General features: G+C 39.4%; 35 protein-coding genes. All 35 read right to left on the bottom strand.

Going from position 1 to position 18,586, the window contains the following annotated elements; translation table 11 throughout:
* Positions 1-69: 69 nt before the first annotated feature.
* Complete coding sequence (gene rpsI, locus AACL61_RS04075) at positions 70-471, bottom strand: 30S ribosomal protein S9 (protein ID WP_102815799.1); 402 nt, start codon at positions 469-471, stop codon at positions 70-72.
* Positions 472-478: 7 nt separating this feature from the next.
* Positions 479-922 (bottom strand): 50S ribosomal protein L13, encoded by a 444-nt coding sequence (gene rplM / locus AACL61_RS04070; RefSeq protein ID WP_003672672.1) that lies wholly within the window; start codon positions 920-922, stop codon positions 479-481.
* A gap of 105 nt (positions 923-1,027) precedes the next feature.
* Positions 1,028-1,798 carry a tRNA pseudouridine(38-40) synthase TruA gene (truA, locus tag AACL61_RS04065; RefSeq protein WP_102815798.1) on the bottom strand — a complete coding sequence of 257 codons (771 nt, stop codon included), beginning with the start codon at positions 1,796-1,798 and terminating at the stop codon, positions 1,028-1,030.
* Positions 1,799-1,817: 19 nt separating this feature from the next.
* Positions 1,818-2,621 (bottom strand): energy-coupling factor transporter transmembrane component T family protein, encoded by an 804-nt coding sequence (locus AACL61_RS04060; RefSeq protein WP_102815797.1) that lies wholly within the window; start codon positions 2,619-2,621, stop codon positions 1,818-1,820.
* Positions 2,614-3,480, bottom strand: coding sequence for an energy-coupling factor transporter ATPase (locus AACL61_RS04055; RefSeq protein WP_019253126.1), 867 nt, complete (start codon positions 3,478-3,480; stop codon positions 2,614-2,616). Before AACL61_RS04055 ends, AACL61_RS04060 begins: the two co-directional genes overlap by 8 nt.
* The gene (locus AACL61_RS04050; RefSeq protein ID WP_339111015.1) at positions 3,456-4,283 is read right to left on the bottom strand and encodes an energy-coupling factor transporter ATPase; all 828 of its coding nucleotides are present in this window, start codon (positions 4,281-4,283) and stop codon (positions 3,456-3,458) included. Before AACL61_RS04050 ends, AACL61_RS04055 begins: the two co-directional genes overlap by 25 nt.
* Before the next feature lie 219 nt (positions 4,284-4,502).
* Complete coding sequence (rplQ, locus tag AACL61_RS04045; RefSeq protein ID WP_102815795.1) at positions 4,503-4,886, bottom strand: 50S ribosomal protein L17; 384 nt, start codon at positions 4,884-4,886, stop codon at positions 4,503-4,505.
* Positions 4,887-4,920: 34 nt separating this feature from the next.
* Complete coding sequence (locus AACL61_RS04040) at positions 4,921-5,865, bottom strand: DNA-directed RNA polymerase subunit alpha (protein WP_003664530.1); 945 nt, start codon at positions 5,863-5,865, stop codon at positions 4,921-4,923.
* 85 nt (positions 5,866-5,950) lie between these two features.
* Positions 5,951-6,340, bottom strand: a complete 390-nt coding sequence (gene rpsK, locus AACL61_RS04035) for a 30S ribosomal protein S11 (RefSeq protein ID WP_003664532.1) — start codon at positions 6,338-6,340, stop codon at positions 5,951-5,953.
* A 34-nt stretch (positions 6,341-6,374) separates the two neighbouring features.
* Entirely contained in the window at positions 6,375-6,740 is a 366-nt protein-coding gene (gene rpsM, locus AACL61_RS04030; protein ID WP_003668778.1) for a 30S ribosomal protein S13, read from the bottom strand.
* Positions 6,741-6,771: 31 nt separating this feature from the next.
* Entirely contained in the window at positions 6,772-6,891 is a 120-nt protein-coding gene (gene rpmJ, locus AACL61_RS04025; protein WP_003664535.1) for a 50S ribosomal protein L36, read from the bottom strand.
* 36 nt (positions 6,892-6,927) lie between these two features.
* Entirely contained in the window at positions 6,928-7,146 is a 219-nt protein-coding gene (infA, locus tag AACL61_RS04020) for a translation initiation factor IF-1 (RefSeq protein ID WP_003664537.1), read from the bottom strand.
* Between the two features lie 133 nt (positions 7,147-7,279).
* Entirely contained in the window at positions 7,280-7,933 is a 654-nt protein-coding gene (locus tag AACL61_RS04015; RefSeq protein ID WP_318529848.1) for an adenylate kinase, read from the bottom strand.
* Positions 7,934-7,938: 5 nt separating this feature from the next.
* Positions 7,939-9,255 (bottom strand): preprotein translocase subunit SecY, encoded by a 1,317-nt coding sequence (gene secY, locus AACL61_RS04010; RefSeq protein ID WP_339111014.1) that lies wholly within the window; start codon positions 9,253-9,255, stop codon positions 7,939-7,941.
* A 1-nt stretch (position 9,256) separates the two neighbouring features.
* Positions 9,257-9,691 carry a 50S ribosomal protein L15 gene (rplO, locus tag AACL61_RS04005; protein ID WP_003664540.1) on the bottom strand — a complete coding sequence of 145 codons (435 nt, stop codon included), beginning with the start codon at positions 9,689-9,691 and terminating at the stop codon, positions 9,257-9,259.
* Positions 9,692-9,722: 31 nt separating this feature from the next.
* On the bottom strand, positions 9,723-9,905 hold the full coding sequence (rpmD, locus tag AACL61_RS04000; protein WP_003664541.1) for a 50S ribosomal protein L30: 183 nt from the start codon (positions 9,903-9,905) through the stop codon (positions 9,723-9,725).
* Positions 9,906-9,920: 15 nt separating this feature from the next.
* A complete protein-coding gene (gene rpsE / locus AACL61_RS03995) occupies positions 9,921-10,430 on the bottom strand; it encodes a 30S ribosomal protein S5 (RefSeq protein WP_102815793.1) in 510 nt (169 codons plus the stop codon).
* A 21-nt stretch (positions 10,431-10,451) separates the two neighbouring features.
* Positions 10,452-10,808 carry a 50S ribosomal protein L18 gene (gene rplR / locus AACL61_RS03990; RefSeq protein WP_003664543.1) on the bottom strand — a complete coding sequence of 119 codons (357 nt, stop codon included), beginning with the start codon at positions 10,806-10,808 and terminating at the stop codon, positions 10,452-10,454.
* Positions 10,809-10,870: 62 nt separating this feature from the next.
* Positions 10,871-11,407 carry a 50S ribosomal protein L6 gene (rplF, locus tag AACL61_RS03985; protein WP_003664544.1) on the bottom strand — a complete coding sequence of 179 codons (537 nt, stop codon included), beginning with the start codon at positions 11,405-11,407 and terminating at the stop codon, positions 10,871-10,873.
* A gap of 29 nt (positions 11,408-11,436) precedes the next feature.
* Positions 11,437-11,835 (bottom strand): 30S ribosomal protein S8, encoded by a 399-nt coding sequence (gene rpsH, locus AACL61_RS03980; RefSeq protein WP_003664546.1) that lies wholly within the window; start codon positions 11,833-11,835, stop codon positions 11,437-11,439.
* Between the two features lie 32 nt (positions 11,836-11,867).
* Positions 11,868-12,053 (bottom strand): type Z 30S ribosomal protein S14, encoded by a 186-nt coding sequence (locus tag AACL61_RS03975; RefSeq protein WP_003664547.1) that lies wholly within the window; start codon positions 12,051-12,053, stop codon positions 11,868-11,870.
* Positions 12,054-12,068: 15 nt separating this feature from the next.
* Positions 12,069-12,611, bottom strand: coding sequence for a 50S ribosomal protein L5 (rplE, locus tag AACL61_RS03970; protein ID WP_003668784.1), 543 nt, complete (start codon positions 12,609-12,611; stop codon positions 12,069-12,071).
* Positions 12,612-12,639: 28 nt separating this feature from the next.
* Entirely contained in the window at positions 12,640-12,948 is a 309-nt protein-coding gene (rplX, locus tag AACL61_RS03965) for a 50S ribosomal protein L24 (RefSeq protein WP_003664549.1), read from the bottom strand.
* 35 nt (positions 12,949-12,983) lie between these two features.
* Positions 12,984-13,352, bottom strand: coding sequence for a 50S ribosomal protein L14 (gene rplN / locus AACL61_RS03960; protein WP_339111013.1), 369 nt, complete (start codon positions 13,350-13,352; stop codon positions 12,984-12,986).
* Between the two features lie 68 nt (positions 13,353-13,420).
* Complete coding sequence (gene rpsQ / locus AACL61_RS03955) at positions 13,421-13,687, bottom strand: 30S ribosomal protein S17 (protein ID WP_003664551.1); 267 nt, start codon at positions 13,685-13,687, stop codon at positions 13,421-13,423.
* Positions 13,688-13,711: 24 nt separating this feature from the next.
* Positions 13,712-13,918, bottom strand: a complete 207-nt coding sequence (gene rpmC / locus AACL61_RS03950; protein ID WP_003664552.1) for a 50S ribosomal protein L29 — start codon at positions 13,916-13,918, stop codon at positions 13,712-13,714.
* The gene (gene rplP, locus AACL61_RS03945; RefSeq protein WP_003664555.1) at positions 13,908-14,342 is read right to left on the bottom strand and encodes a 50S ribosomal protein L16; all 435 of its coding nucleotides are present in this window, start codon (positions 14,340-14,342) and stop codon (positions 13,908-13,910) included. The genes rpmC and rplP overlap by 11 nt, the downstream gene beginning before the upstream one ends.
* A gap of 3 nt (positions 14,343-14,345) precedes the next feature.
* On the bottom strand, positions 14,346-15,011 hold the full coding sequence (rpsC, locus tag AACL61_RS03940; protein ID WP_003664556.1) for a 30S ribosomal protein S3: 666 nt from the start codon (positions 15,009-15,011) through the stop codon (positions 14,346-14,348).
* 12 nt (positions 15,012-15,023) lie between these two features.
* Positions 15,024-15,371 (bottom strand): 50S ribosomal protein L22, encoded by a 348-nt coding sequence (rplV, locus tag AACL61_RS03935; protein WP_003664558.1) that lies wholly within the window; start codon positions 15,369-15,371, stop codon positions 15,024-15,026.
* Between the two features lie 17 nt (positions 15,372-15,388).
* Entirely contained in the window at positions 15,389-15,667 is a 279-nt protein-coding gene (rpsS, locus tag AACL61_RS03930) for a 30S ribosomal protein S19 (protein WP_003664560.1), read from the bottom strand.
* A 40-nt stretch (positions 15,668-15,707) separates the two neighbouring features.
* Positions 15,708-16,553 carry a 50S ribosomal protein L2 gene (rplB, locus tag AACL61_RS03925; protein WP_003664563.1) on the bottom strand — a complete coding sequence of 282 codons (846 nt, stop codon included), beginning with the start codon at positions 16,551-16,553 and terminating at the stop codon, positions 15,708-15,710.
* A gap of 25 nt (positions 16,554-16,578) precedes the next feature.
* Positions 16,579-16,875 (bottom strand): 50S ribosomal protein L23, encoded by a 297-nt coding sequence (rplW, locus tag AACL61_RS03920; protein WP_003664564.1) that lies wholly within the window; start codon positions 16,873-16,875, stop codon positions 16,579-16,581.
* Positions 16,875-17,498, bottom strand: a complete 624-nt coding sequence (gene rplD, locus AACL61_RS03915; RefSeq protein WP_003664566.1) for a 50S ribosomal protein L4 — start codon at positions 17,496-17,498, stop codon at positions 16,875-16,877. Before rplD ends, rplW begins: the two co-directional genes overlap by 1 nt.
* A gap of 21 nt (positions 17,499-17,519) precedes the next feature.
* Positions 17,520-18,179 (bottom strand): 50S ribosomal protein L3, encoded by a 660-nt coding sequence (gene rplC, locus AACL61_RS03910; protein WP_003664567.1) that lies wholly within the window; start codon positions 18,177-18,179, stop codon positions 17,520-17,522.
* Positions 18,180-18,227: 48 nt separating this feature from the next.
* On the bottom strand, positions 18,228-18,536 hold the full coding sequence (gene rpsJ / locus AACL61_RS03905) for a 30S ribosomal protein S10 (protein ID WP_003664569.1): 309 nt from the start codon (positions 18,534-18,536) through the stop codon (positions 18,228-18,230).
* Positions 18,537-18,586: the final 50 nt, after the last annotated feature.

Genomic DNA, 18,586 nt, shown 5'->3' with positions numbered 1-18,586 from the left:
ATGCCGGGCGCACATATAAAAAAAGACACCAGCAAAATACTGATGTCTCTGGAAGCGATAATCGAAATATTAACGCTTACTGAATTGAGCAGCCTTACGAGCTTTCTTAAGACCTGGCTTACGACGTTCCTTCATACGAGGGTCACGAGTTAAGAGACCAGCCTTCTTTAAAGCGTCACGGAAGTCTGGATCAACAGCGAGAAGTGCACGGGCGATACCGTGACGTACTGCACCTGCTTGACCAGAGAATCCACCACCATTAACGTTAGCTAAAACATCGTATTGACCTTCTGTTTTAGTAATAGCAAATGGTTGGTTAACGATAGCACGTAAGTTGGCAAATGGAATGTAGTCTTCAATTGCCTTGCCGTTCATCGTAATCTTACCTGAACCTGGTACTAAGCGAACACGTGCGGTTGCATCCTTACGCCGACCAGTACCACTGTATTGTACTTGTTGAGCCAATTCCATTCCCTCCTTAGATTAAGTTAGTAATGTCTAAAACTTCTGGGTTTTGTGCAGCATGTTTGTGGTCTTCACCAGCATAAACATGTAACTTCAAACCTTGCTTGTGACCAAGAGAGTTGTGTGGAAGCATACCCTTGATAGCAGTTTCCAATAACTTCTCTGGTTCCTTTGCAAGGAAGTCACCAGCAGTCCGTTGCTTCAAACCACCAGGGTAGTTTGAGTGACGGTAGTACATCTTTTGAGATGCTTTCTTACCAGTTAACTTAACTTGCGCAGCGTTGATAACGATAACGTAATCACCAGTATCAACGTGTGGAGTAAATGTTGGCTTGTTCTTACCGCGCAAAATTGATGCTACTGCAGATGCTAAACGACCCATTGGGACATTCTTAGCATCGACAACGTACCATTTGCGTTCAACTTCACCAGGTTTTGCGATGTATGTCGTTCTCACGATTAAGTCCTCCAATTTTGTTTTTCTTTTACATATAATAGTGTACCGAGTTATTAGATGGAAAAGAAATACCAATGGCTAGTATACCTTCTTCTAGTACTTTCGTCAATCCTTTTCATCATTTGTTCCATAATCTACATTAACTAAATATAAACCACTTGCTGGAGCCGTCATCCGTGCCAATGTCCGATTCTTTGCTTCAAGGACTCGAGACACGTCATCTACTGGCCGCTGATTACTTCCGATTTCTAAGAGAAAAGCGACCATTATTCGGACTTGGTTATAAAGAAAACCATTACCAGTAAAATCAAAGACGACTTCATTTCTTAATTCGTCTCGTCTAATTGTAATATTCTCAATCGTCCGTACATTGCTTTTTGCTTGACTCCCCGACGCAACAAAACTTGTAAAGTCATGAGTTCCAACTAAATCATTAGCTGCTTTTCTCATCTTTTCTAAGTTAAGAGGATATTTAAAATGAGAAGTATAGTTGCGTTTAAATGGGTTCACAAATTCCCCCTGATCAACCCGGTAACGATAAGTCTTACGATGAGCACTGTATCGCGCATGGAAATCATTATCCACTAATTCGGCCTTCTTAATTAAAATATCTAGCGGCAAAATGCTGTTGAGGGCCTTTCTCATCGATTCATTACTTAAATGATAGGGAATATCAAAGTGCGCAACCTGATTCAGAGCATGAACCCCTGCATCTGTTCTTCCTGAGCCGATAACGGGAATAGCAGGAGTTGGGTGCTTAGCAATTTTATTTACTGCATTCTTTAATGTTTGTTCAACTGTCCGCTTATTTGGTTGAATTTGGAAACCGGAAAAATTGGTTCCATCATAAGCAAAGGTTATTTTATAACGATACATTTTTTACTTCCTTATTAATTTAGAAAAATATTCGGATGCAAACTAGACCAACTGTTACAATCAATAGTACTAAGCCAGCCCAGGCATCATTTTTATGCCAAACTAATTGACGATAATGAGTTCGTGGTGCATTAGGATCATACCCTCGTGCTTCCATTGCCGTTGCTAATTCTTCTGCCCGCTTAAACGAGTTGACAAACAATGGGATAAGAATCGGAACTAAATGTTTAATCCGTGTCAAAAGATTTCCAGCGTTAAAATTAATCCCCCGGGCCCGCTGAGCTTTCATAATTTTATTAGTTTCATCCATAATAGTTGGAACAAAGCGCAACGCAATGGAAAGCATTAACGTAATTTGATTGACAGGAACCTTAATTATTTGTAATGGTTTCATTAACCATGCCAAGGCATCCGCAATTTGAAAAGTTTGCGTGGTGGCAGTTAAGATCGTTGAGGCGGTGATAATCACAATAAAACGATAGAAAATAATCAATGAATTAATAAGACCGTCACGGGTTATTGCCATAATTCCCCAATGCCAATACATCTTTCCGCCACTACTAAATAAAATTTGAAACGCTACTGTTATCAAAATAATTAAAAATAACGGCTTAATTCCTTGCCAATACTGTCTTAATCCAACATTACTTAACTTAATTGCCGCAAGGAGCGCTAATAAAAGCCATATAGCAGCTAGAAAATTATTCACGAAGAAAATTAAAATAACGTAAATAATACACATGATTAGTTTTATTCGTGGATCAAGACGATGAAGGATCGATTTTACTGGTACATAACTACCAAATACGATTTTACTATTCATTTTCTTTTCTCCTCATCGCTTCTGCTATTTCATCTGCTAATGCATCAAGCGTAAGCGGTTCTGTATTTTTTAAGGTTATCCCATCTTTACTAAGGAATTGCGCAACTTCGACGGAAACAGGCAACGTCAATGATAGTTTTTTTAATCGTTGAGCATCCCTAAATAATTGCTGAGGAGTAGTATCCGCAACAACCTGCCCATTGCTCATTGCAATTACGTGGTTAGCATAGTAGGCTACCTGCTCCATTTGGTGAGTAACCATTATAATCGTTGTTCCCTTTTTATTAAGTTCTTTAATAAGTTTAAATAAATCATTAGTTGCTTGAGTATCCAGTCCCGCTGTTGGTTCATCAAGAATTAAAATTTTAGGATTCATTGCTAAAACGCCAGCAATCGCTACTCGCCTCATCTGTCCTCCAGAAAGTGCAAAAGGGGAGTGTGACTTTAATTCTAACGGCAAATCCACCATTTTTAATGCTTCATCAACTGCTTTTTCAATTCTTTTTGCAGACCACCCTAAATTATGAGGCCCAAAAGCAATATCCTCCGCAACTGTTTCTGCAAATAGTTGCTGTTCAGGAAATTGGAATACAAAACCGACTTGATGGTGGATTTTACTTAAATATTCAGCTTTTATCGTTGCATTAATTTCTAAACCTGCTACATTAAGTTCCCCACTACTGGGCTTTATTAATCCATCAATTAATGAAACCAATGTCGACTTTCCACTTCCGGTTTGTCCAATAATAGCAACAAATTCTTGCTCTTTAATTGTTAATGAGACATTATGTAAGGCTTCATTAGTAGAATTAGGATATGTATAGTGGAGTTTTTTTACTGTAATTGCTGCTTTAGCCAATTTTTTAGCTCCTCTAAATTTAAATATCTATTTGGAATATTAATTCCTCGTTCAACCAATAATTTCTGCAGTTGCTGACTCGCAGGAACTCCTACTCCAATTTCAAGTAATAATTCTTTATCTTTAAGAATTTCGGATGGAGTACCTTGCTTTACAACTTGCGAATCATTTAATACAACTATTTTATCCGCTAGCTCAATTTCTTTAAGATCATGCGTAATCGAAATAATTGAAAGATTATATTCATTTTTTAATCTTCGCAATAAAGACAAAATTTCTTGCCGTGCTAAAGGATCAAGCATACTAGTGGCCTCATCAAGGATTATTATCTTAGGCATTAATGCAAGGATTCCTGCAAGTGCTACCCGTTGCTTTTGTCCTCCTGAGAGATTAATAGGAGCTGTGTTTTTATAATCACTCATTCCCACCATCTTTAAAGCTTTATCAATCTTTTCCTCCATTTCATTTTGGGCTACTTGTCGGTTTTCAAGTCCGAATGCAACATCGTCAGCAACAGTTGCTCCAACAAATTGATTTTCAGGATTTTGAAAAACGAATCCAATTTGCTGGTGAATCTGACCTAAAGAACTTTCGTTAACTTGAATTCCGTCAACTTCAATCGATCCCGCAGTAGGACTGAGTAATCCATCAATTAATCGGGCTAATGTACTCTTTCCGCTACCATTATGACCAATAATTGCTGTCCAAGAAAATAGTTCAAAATCTAGATTGATATTGTTTAAAACGGGGTATTTACTGTCTGGATATGTAAATACAAGCTTTCGAATTTTTATTCCAGTCACAGTATTTCCTCTTTTCAATTTTAGTTAATAAGTATATTTTAGCAAAGTCCACAGAATTATCTATCAAAATTAAATTTAAAATAAAAAATCACTTACCATTGAAGTGCGCGAGGGTTTCCCGCATTCAAGCTAGACTAGGGTTTCCCCACCATCGTAACGCTCTATACTATCAATGATAGTGATTCTTTATTACGTATTTAGTTTATGTGAACGAATTAATTAGTCCACTAATTCAAGAATAACCATTGGTGCACCGTCACCACGACGAGGCATAGTCTTCAAGATGCGTGTGTAACCACCGTTACGATCTGCATACTTTGGAGCAAGTTCTTCAAAAAGGTTTTGAAGAGCAGATTGTACACGAATATTATCGCCATCTTCCTTAACATCAGCAACAACATTACGCACAAAAGCGGCAGCCTTACGACGAGAAGCTAAATCACCATGCTTAGCAAGCGTAATCATCTTATCAGCAGTCTTACGAACTTCCTTAGCACGTGCTTCAGTAGTGGTAATACGACCATTAACGATTAAATCTGTAGTTAAATCACGTAATAAAGCCTTACGTTGTGAACTTGTACGTCCTAATTTACGGTAACTCATAAAGTGGTTCCCTCCTTTGCAATTGGTATACTAATTAGTCGTCTTGGCGAAATGAAACACCAAGATCATTTAATTTAAGTTTAATTTCTTCTAACGACTTTTGTCCTAAGTTCCGAACCTTCATCATATCAGACACTGTTCGATCAGTTAATTCCTTAACAGTATTGATACCAGCTCGCTTCAAACAATTGTAAGAACGTACAGAGAGATCAAGCTCTTCAATAGTCATTTCAAGCATCTTCTCTTTGTGTGTTTCTTCTTTTTCAACCATCACTTGAGCATTTTGAGCTGTTTCTGTTAAATCAACAAACATAGCTAAGTGTTCAGTCAAAATCTTCGCACCTAGACTAACTGCTTCAGTTGGTGTTAATGAACCATCAGTCCAAACATCCAGCGTCAACTTGTCATAATCGTTACGCTGACCAACCCGTGCATTTTCAACAGTGTAATTTACACGTTCAATTGGGGTATAGATGGAATCAATCGGTAAAACACCAATTGCTAAATCATCCATCCGGGCCTTATTATCGTTAGCAGAAAGGTAACCGCGACCCTTATCAGCAGTTAACTTGATGTGTAATTCTGCGCCATCAGCAACAGTTGCAATATGCAGATCAGGATTTAAGATTGTAACTTCATTATCACCCTGGATATCACTTGCAGTTACTTCAGCAGGTCCTTTAACATCTAATTCAAGATTCTTTTGATCCTCAGAATCAAGCTTCAAAGAAACTTTCTTTAGATTTAGGATAATCTGCGTAACATCCTCAGTTACACCTTCAACAGTGCTAAATTCATGTAAAACACCATCAATTTGCATACTCGTAATCGCTGCACCTGGCAAAGATGCAATTAATACACGTCTTAACGAGTTACCGAGAGTGGTTCCATAACCGCGCTCAAGTGGTTCTACGACAAATTTACCGTAGTTATCTGTTTCTTCAACTTTGTGAATATTTGGCTTTTCAAATTCGATCATTCTATCTTTGTACCCCTTTCAAAACGTGGTTCGTATTTGAGACAAAAAGGCAATTGATGGAAATAATTGTCTCCAGCAATGTCAATTAAACACGACGACGCTTTGGAGGACGAGAACCATTGTGAGGAACAGGTGTTACATCACGAATAGCAGTAACTTCCAATCCAGTTGCTTGAAGTGCACGGATAGCAGCTTCACGACCTGAACCTGGACCCTTAACTTCAACTTCAACAGTCTTCATACCATGTTCCATAGCTTGCTTAGCAGCAGCTTCTGAAGCCATTTGAGCAGCAAATGGAGTGGACTTCCGACTTCCCTTAAAGCCTAAAACACCAGCTGAGGACCATGCTACAGCGTTACCTTGAACGTCAGTAATCATGATCAAAGTGTTATTAAATGTTGAGTGAATGTGTGCAACACCAGTTTCAACATTCTTTTTTGCACGACGCTTACGCGTACCTTTTTTGGTTGCCATATCTAGTACTAACCTCCTTTTTTATAAAGTTAAATTACTTCTTCTTATTAGCGATAGCTACAGCTTTACCCTTACGAGTACGAGCATTGTTCTTAGTATGTTGACCACGAACAGGTAGGCCACGACGGTGACGCATACCACGGTATGATCCAATTTCTTGAAGACGCTTGATGTTCATTGAAACTTCACGCCGTAAATCACCTTCAACTTGAATTTGATCTACTTGTGCACGAATTTTTTCTTCTTGATCTGGAGTCAAATCACGAACACGGATATCTTCTGATACACCAGCATTTTCAAGAATCTTCTTAGCAGTAGAATCACCAATACCAAAAATATATGTTAAGCCGATTACGATTCGCTTGTCACGAGGTAAATCGACACCTGCAATACGAGCCATGAGCTACACCTCCATTTCTCTATAAAATAAATTACTTACCTTGACGTTGCTTATGCTTTGGGTTAGCAGAGCAAATAACCATAACACGACCATTACGCTTAACGATCTTGCAGTGCTCACACATCTTTTTAACAGATGGTCTTACTTTCATTCTAAAATCCTCCTATTGAGAGTAAATGATCAATAACTACTTGAACCGGAAAGTAATCCGACCCTTTGTAAGGTCATATGGAGACATTTCTACTTTAACACGGTCTCCTGGTAAAATTTTAATGTAGTGCATCCGAATTTTGCCAGAAACATGTGCTAAAATTTCTGCTCCATTTTCCAATTCAACTTTAAACATTGCGTTAGGCAAAGTTTCAGTTACTTTACCTTCTACTTCAATTACATCGGCTTTTGCCACGAAATAGTACCTCCTTACCTATTCTAGATATTACGTAAAAATGGTGGAAAGTATAAAACTTCCCACTACTCAGATAGATAAACCTTGCATAGTTTAGCATATGTTTACAAACTTCGCAAGAGATAACTATTATCTAGTTTAGGTTTGTTAATACTTTCTTGATATCTTCATAAACTTTATCGATATCTTGTTCACCATTAATTTCGTGCAAAACACCTTTCTTTTGGTAATAGTCTACCAGTGGTGTGTTCAACTTAATATTAACATCTAGACGATTCTTAACCGTTTCAGGCTTATCATCATCACGCTGATAAAATTCATGATGACCACAAACGTCACATGTGCCTTCAACTTTAGGAGCATTATAAAGTTTATGATATGTTGCTCCACAGTTACGACAAATAAAACGTCCACTTAAACGTTCTACCAATACATCCGGTTCAACGTGAATATTGATCACAGCATCAAGATGCCGATTACTCTCTGCTAACATCTCATCCAAAGCTGCTGCTTGGTTAAGATTACGAGGAAATCCATCCAGCATAAAGCCATCTTTAGTATCATCTTGAGCTAACCGTTCCTTAACGATACCGTTAGTAACTTCGTCCGGAACAAGTTCACCTTTATCAATATATTTCTTAGCTTCAATTCCCATGGGAGTTTCATTCTTCATGGCTGCCCGAAAAATATCTCCAGTTGAGATATGAGAAATTGGAAAATCTTCAACGATCTTTTGAGCTTGAGTACCTTTACCGGCACCTGGAAGACCCATTAATACAAGATTCATACTCATTAGTCATTTCCTCCTTTAGGTTCTCGAATAAATCCAATATATTCGCGCTTCATTGTTAGTCCGTTTAACTGTCGAACAACATCTAAAGCAATTTGTACGATAATCAGTAAGCTTGTACCACCTAAACCAATTGACTGACTTAGGTTCCATACGTTACTTGCAATTAACGGAATTAAGGAGATTAATCCTAAGAATAATGAACCTACTGTACTCAATCGCATTAACAATGAAGAAATATAGTCTTGTGTACCTTTTCCAGGACGTACTCCAGAAATATAACTTCCTTGCTTTTGTAAATTTTCAGCAAGTTTTTCTGGGTTAACCTGAACAAAGGCATAGAAAAAGGTAAATACAACAATCAAAAATACATACAGTGCGATCCCAGGACCAGATTGCATGTTAAAAATGGTCGTCATGATTTGATACCAACTATCCCCACCATGGTTTTGCTGGAAAGCCATAAGAATAGTTTGCGGGGTTGAGATAAAAGAACCAGCAAAAATAACAGGAATAACACCTGATACGTTAATCTTCAAGGGAAGATAACTACTGGATGGTGAAGTAGTGGTCCGTCTTGTGTATTGAATTGGTAGACGTCTTTCCGCCTGTTGGACCCATGTGACAAACGCTACAATAATTAAAATTGCAACAATAACAAGAGTAACAAATCCAATTCCCATCCACAAAGCAGAACCAGATTCACCAGCAATTTGGTCATCCCATAACTGACGAATTCCACCTGGCATTTGCGCAACAATACCAGCAAAAATTAACATGGAAACACCATTACCCAAGCCACGTTCAGTAATCATGTCTCCCATCCAAGTAGCAAACATTGTACCTGCAGTTAAAATTAAACCGATTGTTAAATACGTTTGAACTCCAGGGTGATTAACCAAACGAATAGTACTCAATGCATTAAACCCGGCGGTAATACCGATTGATTGAATAAATCCAAGTACAATCGTTAACCATCGGGTTGCTTGATTAAGTTTTCGCCGTCCTACTTCTCCTTGTTTACTCCATTCAACAAAACGCGGAACAATATCCATTTGTAATAGTTGAACAACAATTTGCGCAGTAATATATGGAGACACTCCCATTGCAAATAAAGAGTAATTCTCCAATCCACCACCACTAAAGGTATTGAGGATTGATACTAAACCGGTTGAGGAGATTTCCTGCAAAGCAGCAGCGTTAACTCCAGGAACGGTAATCGCTGCCCCAATCCGATAGACAATCAATACAAACAATGTAAAGAAAATCTTTTTACGGATATCTTTTACCTTGAATGCATTTTTGACGGCTGTGAACAAACTACATCACCTCAGTTTTACCACCGGCAGCTTCAATTGCAGAAACTGCAGAAGCAGAAAACTTATTAGCCTTAACAGTTAATTTCTTTTCAAGCTTACCGCTACCAAGAATTTTGATGCCGCTCTTCAAGTTCTTAACTAAGCCACTTTCCATCAATAATTGTGGAGTAACTTCTGTACCATCATCAAACTTGTTTAATGATGCCAAGTTAACAATCGCGTATTCTTTCCGGTTAATGTTGGTAAATCCACGCTTTGGAATTTGCCGGTAAAGTGGCATTTGACCCCCTTCAAATCCTAAACGGGTCTTTCCATGAGCCTTTTGCCCCTTAGTACCACGTCCAGATGTAAAACCGTGTCCTGATGAAAGTCCACGACCCTTACGAAGACGCTTAGAACGAGAACCAGCAGCTGGCTTCAATTCGTTTAACTTCATTAGTAGGCACCTCCTTATTATTTAATTTTAATTACTTAACTTCTTCAACAGAAACCAAGTGAGCGATCTTAAAAATTTGACCGCGTGTTGCCGCATTATCTGGTAAGATAACTGAGCTATTGATCTTACCTAATCCCAATGCCTTAACAGTACGACGTTGAGTAGGTTGTCGGTGGGCAACACTGTGAATTAAGGTAACTTTTACTTGAGCCATAATTTAGTGCCCTCCTTATTCTGCTAAGTGGTCTACTGAAACACCACGTAACTTTGCAACTTCTTCAGCGTTCTTTAATTGCTTCAAACCTTCAAACGTTGCACGAACAACGTTAACAGGTGTGTTAGAGCCAAGACGTTTAGAAGTAACGTCCGCAACACCGGCAAGGTCCATAACATTACGAACCGCACCACCGGCAGCAACTCCAGAACCTTCAACAGCTGGCTTTAACATGATCTTTCCACCGCCGTATACACCAATAACTTCGTGTGGAATAGTAGTTCCAACGATAGGAACAGTAATCAAGTTCTTTTCAGCAGCTGCTTGAGCTTTACGAATAGCTTCTGGAACTTCTTGAGCCTTACCAGTACCAAAACCAACATGACCTTTATGGTCACCAACAATTACTAAAGCAGCAAAACGCATACGACGTCCACCCTTTACAACCTTAGTAATCCGGTTGATGGCTACAACTTGATCGTCTAAATCCAACTTTGCTGGATCAATGAATTCTGATGATGCCATTGCAGGTTATTCCTCCTTTTTTTAGAATTTAAGTCCGTTTTCGCGAGCAGCTTCAGCCAAAGCTTGAACACGTCCATGGTAAAGGTATCCGCCACGATCAAACACAACTTCAGTAATGTTCTTTTCGTTAGCGCGTTTAGCAATTAATGCTCCTACACCACTAGCTTGTTCAGTCTTAGTCTTTCCACTTACTTCACTATCATTTGTGGAGGCACTTGCGAGCGTCACACCCTTTACGTCATCAATTAATTGAGCGTAAATGTTTTTGTTTGAACGGTAAACACTTAAGCGTGGGCGCTCCGCAGTACCAGAAATCTTACCGCGAACGCGTAAATGACGACGTTGACGGATCTTGTTCTTGTCTGGTTTAGAAATCACAACAGTCACCTCTTATTATATTAATTCTATTAAATAAAAGAATGTTAAATAATCTTTTCAGATTACTTACCAGTCTTACCTTCCTTACGGATAATGTGTTCGTTTTCGTAACGAATACCCTTACCTTTGTATGGTTCAGGTGAACGTACAGCACGAACTTCAGCAGCAAAATTTCCAAGGTGTTCCTTGTTAATTGAGCTTAATTCGATAGTAGTATTGTCAGGTACATTAATTTCAACATCTTCTGGCTTATCCATTTCAACTGGGTTTGAGTAACCAACAGTTAAAATCAACTTGTTACCTTTGAGTTGAGCACGGTAACCAACACCAACAAGCTTAAGAACTTTCTTGTAACCATCAACAACACCTTCAACCATGTTGTTAACATTAGCACGAGTAGTTCCGTGTAACATTTTTAACTTATTAGTGTCAGCATCACGATCAAACTTTACAACGTTACCATCAATAGTCATTTTGATTAATGGTGAAATTTCACGAGATAACGTACCCTTAGGACCTTTAACAGTAACTACATTACCATCTTGAGAAATTTCAACACCACTTGGCAAATCAATTTCTTTGTAACCAATACGACTCATCTTTGCACCTCCTATCTAATATTCGTTTTTTACCAAACGTAAGCGATAACTTCGCCACCAATTTTCTTGGCACGAGCAACTTTATCAGTAACAACACCTTCAGATGTTGAAATGATAGCAATACCTAATCCGTTAAGAACCTTAGGCACAGCATCTGACTTAACGTATGTACGTAAACCAGGCTTAGAAATACGCTTTAAGCCAGAAATAACACGTTGACCGTCATTACCGTACTTTAAGAACACACGGATGATGCCTTGCTTGTTATCATCAACGTATTCAACATCGCGAATGAAACCTTCGTTTTTTAAGATTTCAGCGATGTCCTTCTTCATCTTTGATGCAGGTGCTTCTACTGATTCGTGTTGAGCCATGTTAGCATTACGAATACGAGTTAAGAAATCTGCAATTGGATCACTCATAGACATCGATGTTTTCCTCCTTTTGTCGGTTTTTTTGTTTACCAGCTAGCCTTCTTCAAACCAGGAATTTGTCCTTTGTGGGCAAGTTCTCGTAAGCAAATCCGGCATAGGTGGAATTTACGGTAAACAGAGTGCGGACGTCCACAACGTGCACAACGCGTGTATTCACGACTTGAGAACTTAGCTGGACGGTTGCACTTAGCAATCATTGATTTTTTAGCCAATTTGTGGAACCTCCTTTATTTAGCAAACGGCATACCGAGTTGAGCAAGTAATTCACGGGATTCTTCGTCAGTTTGTGCAGTTGTTACAATAACAACATCTAAACCACGAACTCGGTTAACTTTATCATAATCAATTTCTGGGAAAATTAATTGTTCATGAATACCAAGAGTGTAGTTACCACGACCATCAAATGCCTTGTTACTTACACCATGGAAATCACGAACCCGTGGCAATGCCACATTAACTAATTTATCTAAGAAATCATACATACGTTCACCACGTAAGGTTACCTTAGCACCAATTGACATACCTTCACGAAGACGGAAACCAGCGATTGATTTCTTTGCCTTAGTAATTAAAGGTTTTTGACCAGAAATCAAGCCGAGTTCTTCAACAGCTTCGTCAAGATTCTTGGAGTTAGTAGTTGCATCACCAACACCCATGTTTAAAACGATTTTGTCAATCTTTGGTGCTTGCATAACTGAAGAGTAGTTAAACTTTTCAATCAATGCTGGACGAATTTCATTTTCGTATTTAGCTTTCAAACGGTTTTCCATTAGAAGTTATTCCTCCCTTCCTTAAAAATTAGTCAAGTGTCTTACCTGACTTCTTCGCAACACGAACCTTCTTACCATCAACGAACTTGTAACCTACACGAGTTGGTTCATTTGTTGAAGGATCAATCAGCATTACGTTTGAAGCATTAATTGCAGCTTCTGTATCAATAACGCCACCATTAGGATTTGAGTTGCTTGGTTTTTGGTGTTTCTTAACGATATTTACACCTTCAACGATAACGCGGTTTTGAGAAGCAAGTACCTTTTTAATAGTACCTTCTTTGCCCTTATCCTTACCAGCGATTACGCGAACCTTATCACCTGTTTTAATGAACATGTTGATTGTGCACCTCCTTATTTTCGGTAAAATCTTTAGAGAACTTCTGGAGCTAATGAAACGATCTTCATGAAGTCGTCTCCACGAAGCTCACGAGCGATTGGGCCAAAAATACGGGTACCCTTAGGGCTCTTGTCGTTGTTAATTAAAACAGCGGCATTTTCATCAAACTTAATGTATGAACCATCCTTACGGTGAATACCATGTTTAGTCCGTACAACAACGGCCTTAACAACGTCACCCTTTTTGACAACGCCACCTGGTGTTGCCTGCTTTACAGTAGCAACAATGGTGTCACCAATATTACCTGTTTTAACTCGGGAACCACCTAAAATCTTAATAACTAAGATTTCACGAGCACCGGAGTTATCAGCGACCTTCAACCGACTTTCTTGTTGAATCACGGTTAATGTCCTCCTTCCATTTACAAATAAGAATTAGAATACGAATAATTTTAGAGTTATCTGCTAAATTAAAGGGTAGCAGCTTTTTCGACAATCTTTACAAGACGGAAACGCTTCTTAGCTGATAATGGCCGAGTTTCCATAATTTGTACAGTGTCGCCGGTCTTAGCTTCGTTGTTTTCATCGTGAGCATAGTACTTCTTTGAGTACTTAACACGCTTACCATAGATAGGTGCACTCTTGTAAGTATCAATTACAACAGTGATAGTCTTATCCATTTTATCAGAAACAACGTGGCCTTGGTAAACCTTACGTGCATTACGTTCTTCACTCATGCGCTAATCCTCCTTTTCGTATTCTTATTTGTTTAATTCTTGTTGACGAAGAACTGTCTTAACCCGTGCAATATCTTTGCGTACTTGCTTAAGACTTGCAGTATTTTCCAACTGGCCGGTTGCTAATTGGAAACGTAAGTTAAACAATTGTTCTTTCAGTTCCTTTTCACGGTCAAGTAGCTTATCAGTGGTTAATCCATTCAGTTCTTGTACATAATCTTTACTTTTCATTAGATTGTCCACCTACTTCCTCACGTTGTACGATCTTAGTGCGAACTGGCAACTTGTGACCGGCAAGACGTAAAGCTTCACGAGCGACTTCTTCAGAAACGCCCCCTACTTCAAACATTACCTTGCCACGTTTTACTGGAGCAACCCATCCTTCAGGAGCACCTTTACCGTTACCCATCCGGACCCCAACACCTTTACTAGTGTATGAGAGTTGTGGGAAGATTTTAATCCAAACTTTCCCACCACGCTTCATGTAACGCGTCATAGCGATACGAGCAGCTTCAATTTGACGGTTGCTAATCCAATGTGAATCAAGAGCTTGTAAACCAAATTCACCAAAAGTAACAGTTTTACCACCCTTAGCTTCACCGCGCATATGACCACGTTGAACCTTACGGTGCTTTACACGTTTTGGTACTAACATGTGTTACTTCCCTCCTTGTTCATCATTGTTTGAGTTCTTCTTAGTAGGAAGTACTTCACCACGGTAAATCCAAGTCTTTACACCAAGAACACCGTATGTAGTGTTAGCTTCGTCCCAAGAATAATCGATATCAGCACGGAGTGTATGTAATGGAACAGTACCATCTGAGTATGATTCGATCCGTGACATATCTGCACCGTTCAAACGACCAGCAACTTGAGTCTTAATACCCTTAGCTCCAGCACGCATAGCACGTTGCATAGCTCCACGCATAGCACGACGGAAAGCAATACGAGCTTCTAATTGCCGTGCAATACTCTCACCAACAAGGTGAGCATCTAAATCTGGCTTTTTAATTTCCACAATGTTAATGTGAACACGTTTACCAGTTAATTTGTTAAGTTCTTTACGAAGTGCTTCAACTTCTGAACCACCTTTACCAATAACCATTCCTGGCTTGGCAGTATGAATTGATACGTTTACGCGGTTAGCTGCACGTTCAATTTCAACGGTTGATACAGAGGCATCAGCAAGTCGCTTTTCAATATACTTACGGATTCGAAGGTCTTCGTTAAGGTAATCAGCAAAGTCCTTGTCAGCGTACCACTTTGCAGTCCAATCACGAATGACCCCAACACGAAAACCATTAGGATTGATCTTTTGACCCACTATTCATTCCTCCTATCGTTCTGTAACAACCACTGTAATATGACTAGTCCGCTTGTTAATTGGAGAAGCAGAACCCTTAGCACGAGGACGGAACCGTTTAAGAGTTGGTCCTTCGTTAGCAAAGGCTTCACTTACAACCAATGAAGCACGATCTAAGTCGAAATTGTTTTCAGCGTTTGCAACAGCAGATTTTAATACTTTTTCAACATCTGAAGCGGCACCACGAGGGGTGAACTTCAAAATAGCAAATGCTTCGGCAACACTCTTGCCACGAATGGCATCTAATACAAGACGAACCTTACGAGCAGAAACCCGTACCATCTTGGCAGTAGCCTTAGCTGACGTAATGTTTTCAGCCATATGTTATTTCACCCTCCTTACTTACCTGTCTTCTTGTCATCAGAAGCATGACCATGGAAAGTCCGAGTAGGAACAAATTCACCTAACTTGTGACCAACCATGTCTTCTTGTACGTAAACTGGCACGTGCTTCCGACCATCATATACTGCAAATGTGTAACCAATAAAACTTGGAAAAATGGTTGAACGACGTGACCATGTCTTGATGACAGTCTTCTTTTCAGAACCTTCTTGCTCCTTAACCTTCTTCAGTAATGAAGCATCAGCGAAAGGTCCTTTTTTCAAACTACGACCCATTTAGTGTACCTCCTCTCGGGTATTAGAACGTATATAAATATTAACGAGTATGTGGACCGCGCTTCCGACCACGAACAATGAACTTGTTTGAACGAGCTTTGTGTGAACGGGTCTTCTTACCAACAGTCTTCTTACCCCATGGAGAAAGAGGAGATGGTAAACCAACTGGTTGCTTACCTTCACCACCACCATGTGGGTGATCGTTAGGGTTCATAACAGAACCACGAACGTGTGGACGTTGACCAGCATAACGAGTACGACCAGCCTTACCTTTAATAATCAAGGCGTGTTCATCATTACCAACAGTACCGATAGTAGCACGGCAAGTAGCAAGGACCATACGAACTTCACCAGAAGAAAGACGTACTAATACGTATTTTTCTTCCTTACCAAGTAATTGAGCTGAGGCACCAGCTGAACGAGCAAGTTGACCACCTTTACCTGGTTTTAATTCAATATTGTGAATAACAGTACCAACTGGAATGTTCTTTAAAGGAAGAGCATTACCAACCTTGATATCAGCATCAGGACCAGATTGAACGGTCATGCCAACCTTCAAGCCCTTAGGTGCGATGATGTATGATTTAGTACCATCAGCGTAAACAAGTAAAGCAATATTTGCAGTACGATTTGGATCGTATTCAATTGCCTTAACAGTTGCTGGAACATCATCTTTAATTCGCTTAAAGTCAATAATACGGTATTGACGCTTTGTACCACCACCACGGTGACGAACAGTAATGTGACCATAGCTGTTACGACCAGCAGTGTGCTTTAACGGAGCCAATAATGACTTTTCAGGTGTTGTCTTCGTGATTTCAGCGAAGTCGTAACCGTTCATATTACGGCGACCGTTAGTGGTTGCTTTATATTTACGAATTCCCACTGTTTTTTCCTCCTTTTTTTAATGATTAGTTTTCGTTGTTGTCGTTAAACAACTTAATTTCATTTGAGTCGGCAGATAAAGTAACAATAGCCTTACGACGACGCTTAGTGTATCCTTCGTAACGACCTTGGCGTTTTAACTTACCTTTTACATTCATAATGTTAACTTTTACAACTTTAACGCCAAAAATTTCTTCAACAGCATTTTTAACTTGTGTCTTAGTTGCTCGTAAATCAACATCAAAAGTGTAACGCTTGTTGTCCATGCCAGCCATTGAAGCTTCAGTAACTACTGGACGTAAAATAATGTCGCGTGCTTCCATTATGCGAGCACCTCCTCTACTTGAGAAAGAGCTGACTTAGTGATAACAATCTTTTGGTTATCAACAACGTTCAAGATGTTAACACCTGCTGGAGTAACAACTGTAGCATTAGCTAAGTTACGTGCTGATAAAGCAGCATTCTTGTCGTCATCAGTAACAACAACTAATGTCTTTTCAGCAACGTTTAAGTTACCCATAACATCAGCGAATTCCTTTGTCTTTGGTGCATCAAAGTTTAATGCATCAACTACTACAAAGCTGTTATCAAGAACCTTTTGGGAAAGGGCAGACTTGATTGCAAGTTGACGAACCTTACGAGGAAGGCTGTACTTATATGAACGTGGAGTAGGTCCAAAAACAATACCACCACCACGGAATTGTGGAGAACGGATAGAACCTTGACGAGCACGACCAGTACCCTTTTGACGCCATGGCTTCTTACCACCACCGCTAACTGCAGAACGATTCTTTACAGCATGTGTACCTTGACGTAATGAAGCACGTTGACGCAAAATTGCATCAAATACAACATTTTCATTTGGTTCAACACCAAATACTGCATCGTTTAATTCAACAGTACCGTTTTGGCTACCATCTTGTTTATACAAATTAACGCTAGTCATTATTTACTTCCTCCTTTCTTCTTATTTATTGTGTTGTTTGCTAAGACTCTTCTTAGTATTAGCCTTAACTGAGTTCTTAATAGTTACGTAAGACTTGTTTGCACCAGGAACATTACCCTTGATGAGTAATACGTTGTTGTCAAGATCAACCTTAACAACTTGTAAGTGTTGCATGGTAACAGTCTTGCCACCCATACGACCAGGGAGCTTCATACCTTTGAAAACCCGGTTGATAATGGCACCCAATGAACCAGGACGACGGTGGTAACGAGAACCGTGTGCCATAGGTCCACGAGATTGGTTATCCTTATGGATGTTACCTTGGTAACCATGACCCTTGGTAGTACCCGTAACGTCGACAGTTTCACCTTCTGCGAAAACGTCAGCCTTAACTTCGTCTCCGACTTTAATGTCCCCTAATTCAGCGTCGCGGATTTCACCGATGAAGCGCTTAGGGGTCGTGTTTGCTTTTGCTGCATGACCTTGTTCAGGCTTGTTGCTCAAAACTTCCCGCTTGTCATCAAAACCAAGTTGTACAGCACTGTAACCGTCGTTTTCAACGGTCTTAATTTGCATTACAACGTTTGGTGTAACATCGATAACAGTAACTGGAACTAATTCACCATTGTCAGTGAATACTTGAGTCATTCCAACCTTTTTACCTAAGATTCCTTTGGTCATGAGTACACCTCCAATTTTATGTTTTATGTATTATTCTTATTCTAACAATTAAAGCTTAATTTCAATATCAACACCACTAGGAAGATCGAGCTTCATTAATGAATCAACGGTCTTAGGTGTTGGGTCAACAATATCGATTAAACGCTTGTGTGTGCGCATTTCGAATTGCTCCCGTGACTTCTTAAATTTGTGTGGTGAACGGATAACAGTATAGATAGTCCGTTCAGTTGGTAACGGAATAGGACCTGAAATTTGAGCACCTGTCCGCTTAGCGGTTTCAACAATCTTATCAGCAGATTGATCTAAAATACGGTGTTCATAAGCCTTTAACCGAATACGAATCTTTTGTTTTGCCATTATGTTCCCTCCTTCGTCAGATTTGAAATTTGACTAGCTCCGCGGAAATT

The organism is Limosilactobacillus reuteri subsp. porcinus (genome assembly GCF_036621895.1).
In the GTDB taxonomy this organism is placed as follows: Bacteria; Bacillota; Bacilli; order Lactobacillales; family Lactobacillaceae; genus Limosilactobacillus; species Limosilactobacillus reuteri_J.
Note: the sequence above shows the minus strand (reverse complement) of the source record. Positions and strands in the feature narration are given on the sequence as shown.

What these genes read in the sequence shown, in the direction of transcription:
- rpsI (WP_102815799.1), bottom strand. Translation starts at nt 471, where the DNA reads ATGGAATTGGCTCAACAAGTACAATACAGTGGTACTGGTCGGCGTAAG.
- truA (WP_102815798.1), bottom strand. Translation starts at nt 1,798, where the DNA reads ATGTATCGTTATAAAATAACCTTTGCTTATGATGGAACCAATTTTTCC.
- AACL61_RS04060 (WP_102815797.1), bottom strand. Translation starts at nt 2,621, where the DNA reads ATGAATAGTAAAATCGTATTTGGTAGTTATGTACCAGTAAAATCGATC.
- rplQ (WP_102815795.1), bottom strand. Translation starts at nt 4,886, where the DNA reads ATGAGTTACCGTAAATTAGGACGTACAAGTTCACAACGTAAGGCTTTA.
- AACL61_RS04040 (WP_003664530.1), bottom strand. Translation starts at nt 5,865, where the DNA reads ATGATCGAATTTGAAAAGCCAAATATTCACAAAGTTGAAGAAACAGAT.
- rpsK (WP_003664532.1), bottom strand. Translation starts at nt 6,340, where the DNA reads ATGGCAACCAAAAAAGGTACGCGTAAGCGTCGTGCAAAAAAGAATGTT.
- rpsM (WP_003668778.1), bottom strand. Translation starts at nt 6,740, where the DNA reads ATGGCTCGTATTGCAGGTGTCGATTTACCTCGTGACAAGCGAATCGTA.
- rpmJ (WP_003664535.1), bottom strand. Translation starts at nt 6,891, where the DNA reads ATGAAAGTAAGACCATCTGTTAAAAAGATGTGTGAGCACTGCAAGATC.
- AACL61_RS04015 (WP_318529848.1), bottom strand. Translation starts at nt 7,933, where the DNA reads ATGAATCTTGTATTAATGGGTCTTCCAGGTGCCGGTAAAGGTACTCAA.
- rplO (WP_003664540.1), bottom strand. Translation starts at nt 9,691, where the DNA reads ATGAAGTTAAACGAATTGAAGCCAGCTGCTGGTTCTCGTTCTAAGCGT.
- rpmD (WP_003664541.1), bottom strand. Translation starts at nt 9,905, where the DNA reads ATGGCTCAAGTAAAAGTTACCTTAATTCACAGTGTTGCCCACCGACAA.
- rpsE (WP_102815793.1), bottom strand. Translation starts at nt 10,430, where the DNA reads ATGGCATCATCAGAATTCATTGATCCAGCAAAGTTGGATTTAGACGAT.
- rplF (WP_003664544.1), bottom strand. Translation starts at nt 11,407, where the DNA reads ATGAGTCGTATTGGTTACAAAGAAATTGATTTGCCAAGTGGTGTTGAA.
- rpsH (WP_003664546.1), bottom strand. Translation starts at nt 11,835, where the DNA reads ATGTCTATGAGTGATCCAATTGCAGATTTCTTAACTCGTATTCGTAAT.
- rplE (WP_003668784.1), bottom strand. Translation starts at nt 12,611, where the DNA reads ATGGAAAACCGTTTGAAAGCTAAATACGAAAATGAAATTCGTCCAGCA.
- rplX (WP_003664549.1), bottom strand. Translation starts at nt 12,948, where the DNA reads ATGTTCATTAAAACAGGTGATAAGGTTCGCGTAATCGCTGGTAAGGAT.
- rpsQ (WP_003664551.1), bottom strand. Translation starts at nt 13,687, where the DNA reads ATGAGTGAAGAACGTAATGCACGTAAGGTTTACCAAGGCCACGTTGTT.
- rpmC (WP_003664552.1), bottom strand. Translation starts at nt 13,918, where the DNA reads ATGAAAAGTAAAGATTATGTACAAGAACTGAATGGATTAACCACTGAT.
- rplP (WP_003664555.1), bottom strand. Translation starts at nt 14,342, where the DNA reads ATGTTAGTACCAAAACGTGTAAAGCACCGTAAGGTTCAACGTGGTCAT.
- rplV (WP_003664558.1), bottom strand. Translation starts at nt 15,371, where the DNA reads ATGGCTGAAAACATTACGTCAGCTAAGGCTACTGCCAAGATGGTACGG.
- rpsS (WP_003664560.1), bottom strand. Translation starts at nt 15,667, where the DNA reads ATGGGTCGTAGTTTGAAAAAAGGACCTTTCGCTGATGCTTCATTACTG.
- rplW (WP_003664564.1), bottom strand. Translation starts at nt 16,875, where the DNA reads ATGGAAGCACGCGACATTATTTTACGTCCAGTAGTTACTGAAGCTTCA.
- rplD (WP_003664566.1), bottom strand. Translation starts at nt 17,498, where the DNA reads ATGACTAGCGTTAATTTGTATAAACAAGATGGTAGCCAAAACGGTACT.
- rplC (WP_003664567.1), bottom strand. Translation starts at nt 18,179, where the DNA reads ATGACCAAAGGAATCTTAGGTAAAAAGGTTGGAATGACTCAAGTATTC.
- rpsJ (WP_003664569.1), bottom strand. Translation starts at nt 18,536, where the DNA reads ATGGCAAAACAAAAGATTCGTATTCGGTTAAAGGCTTATGAACACCGT.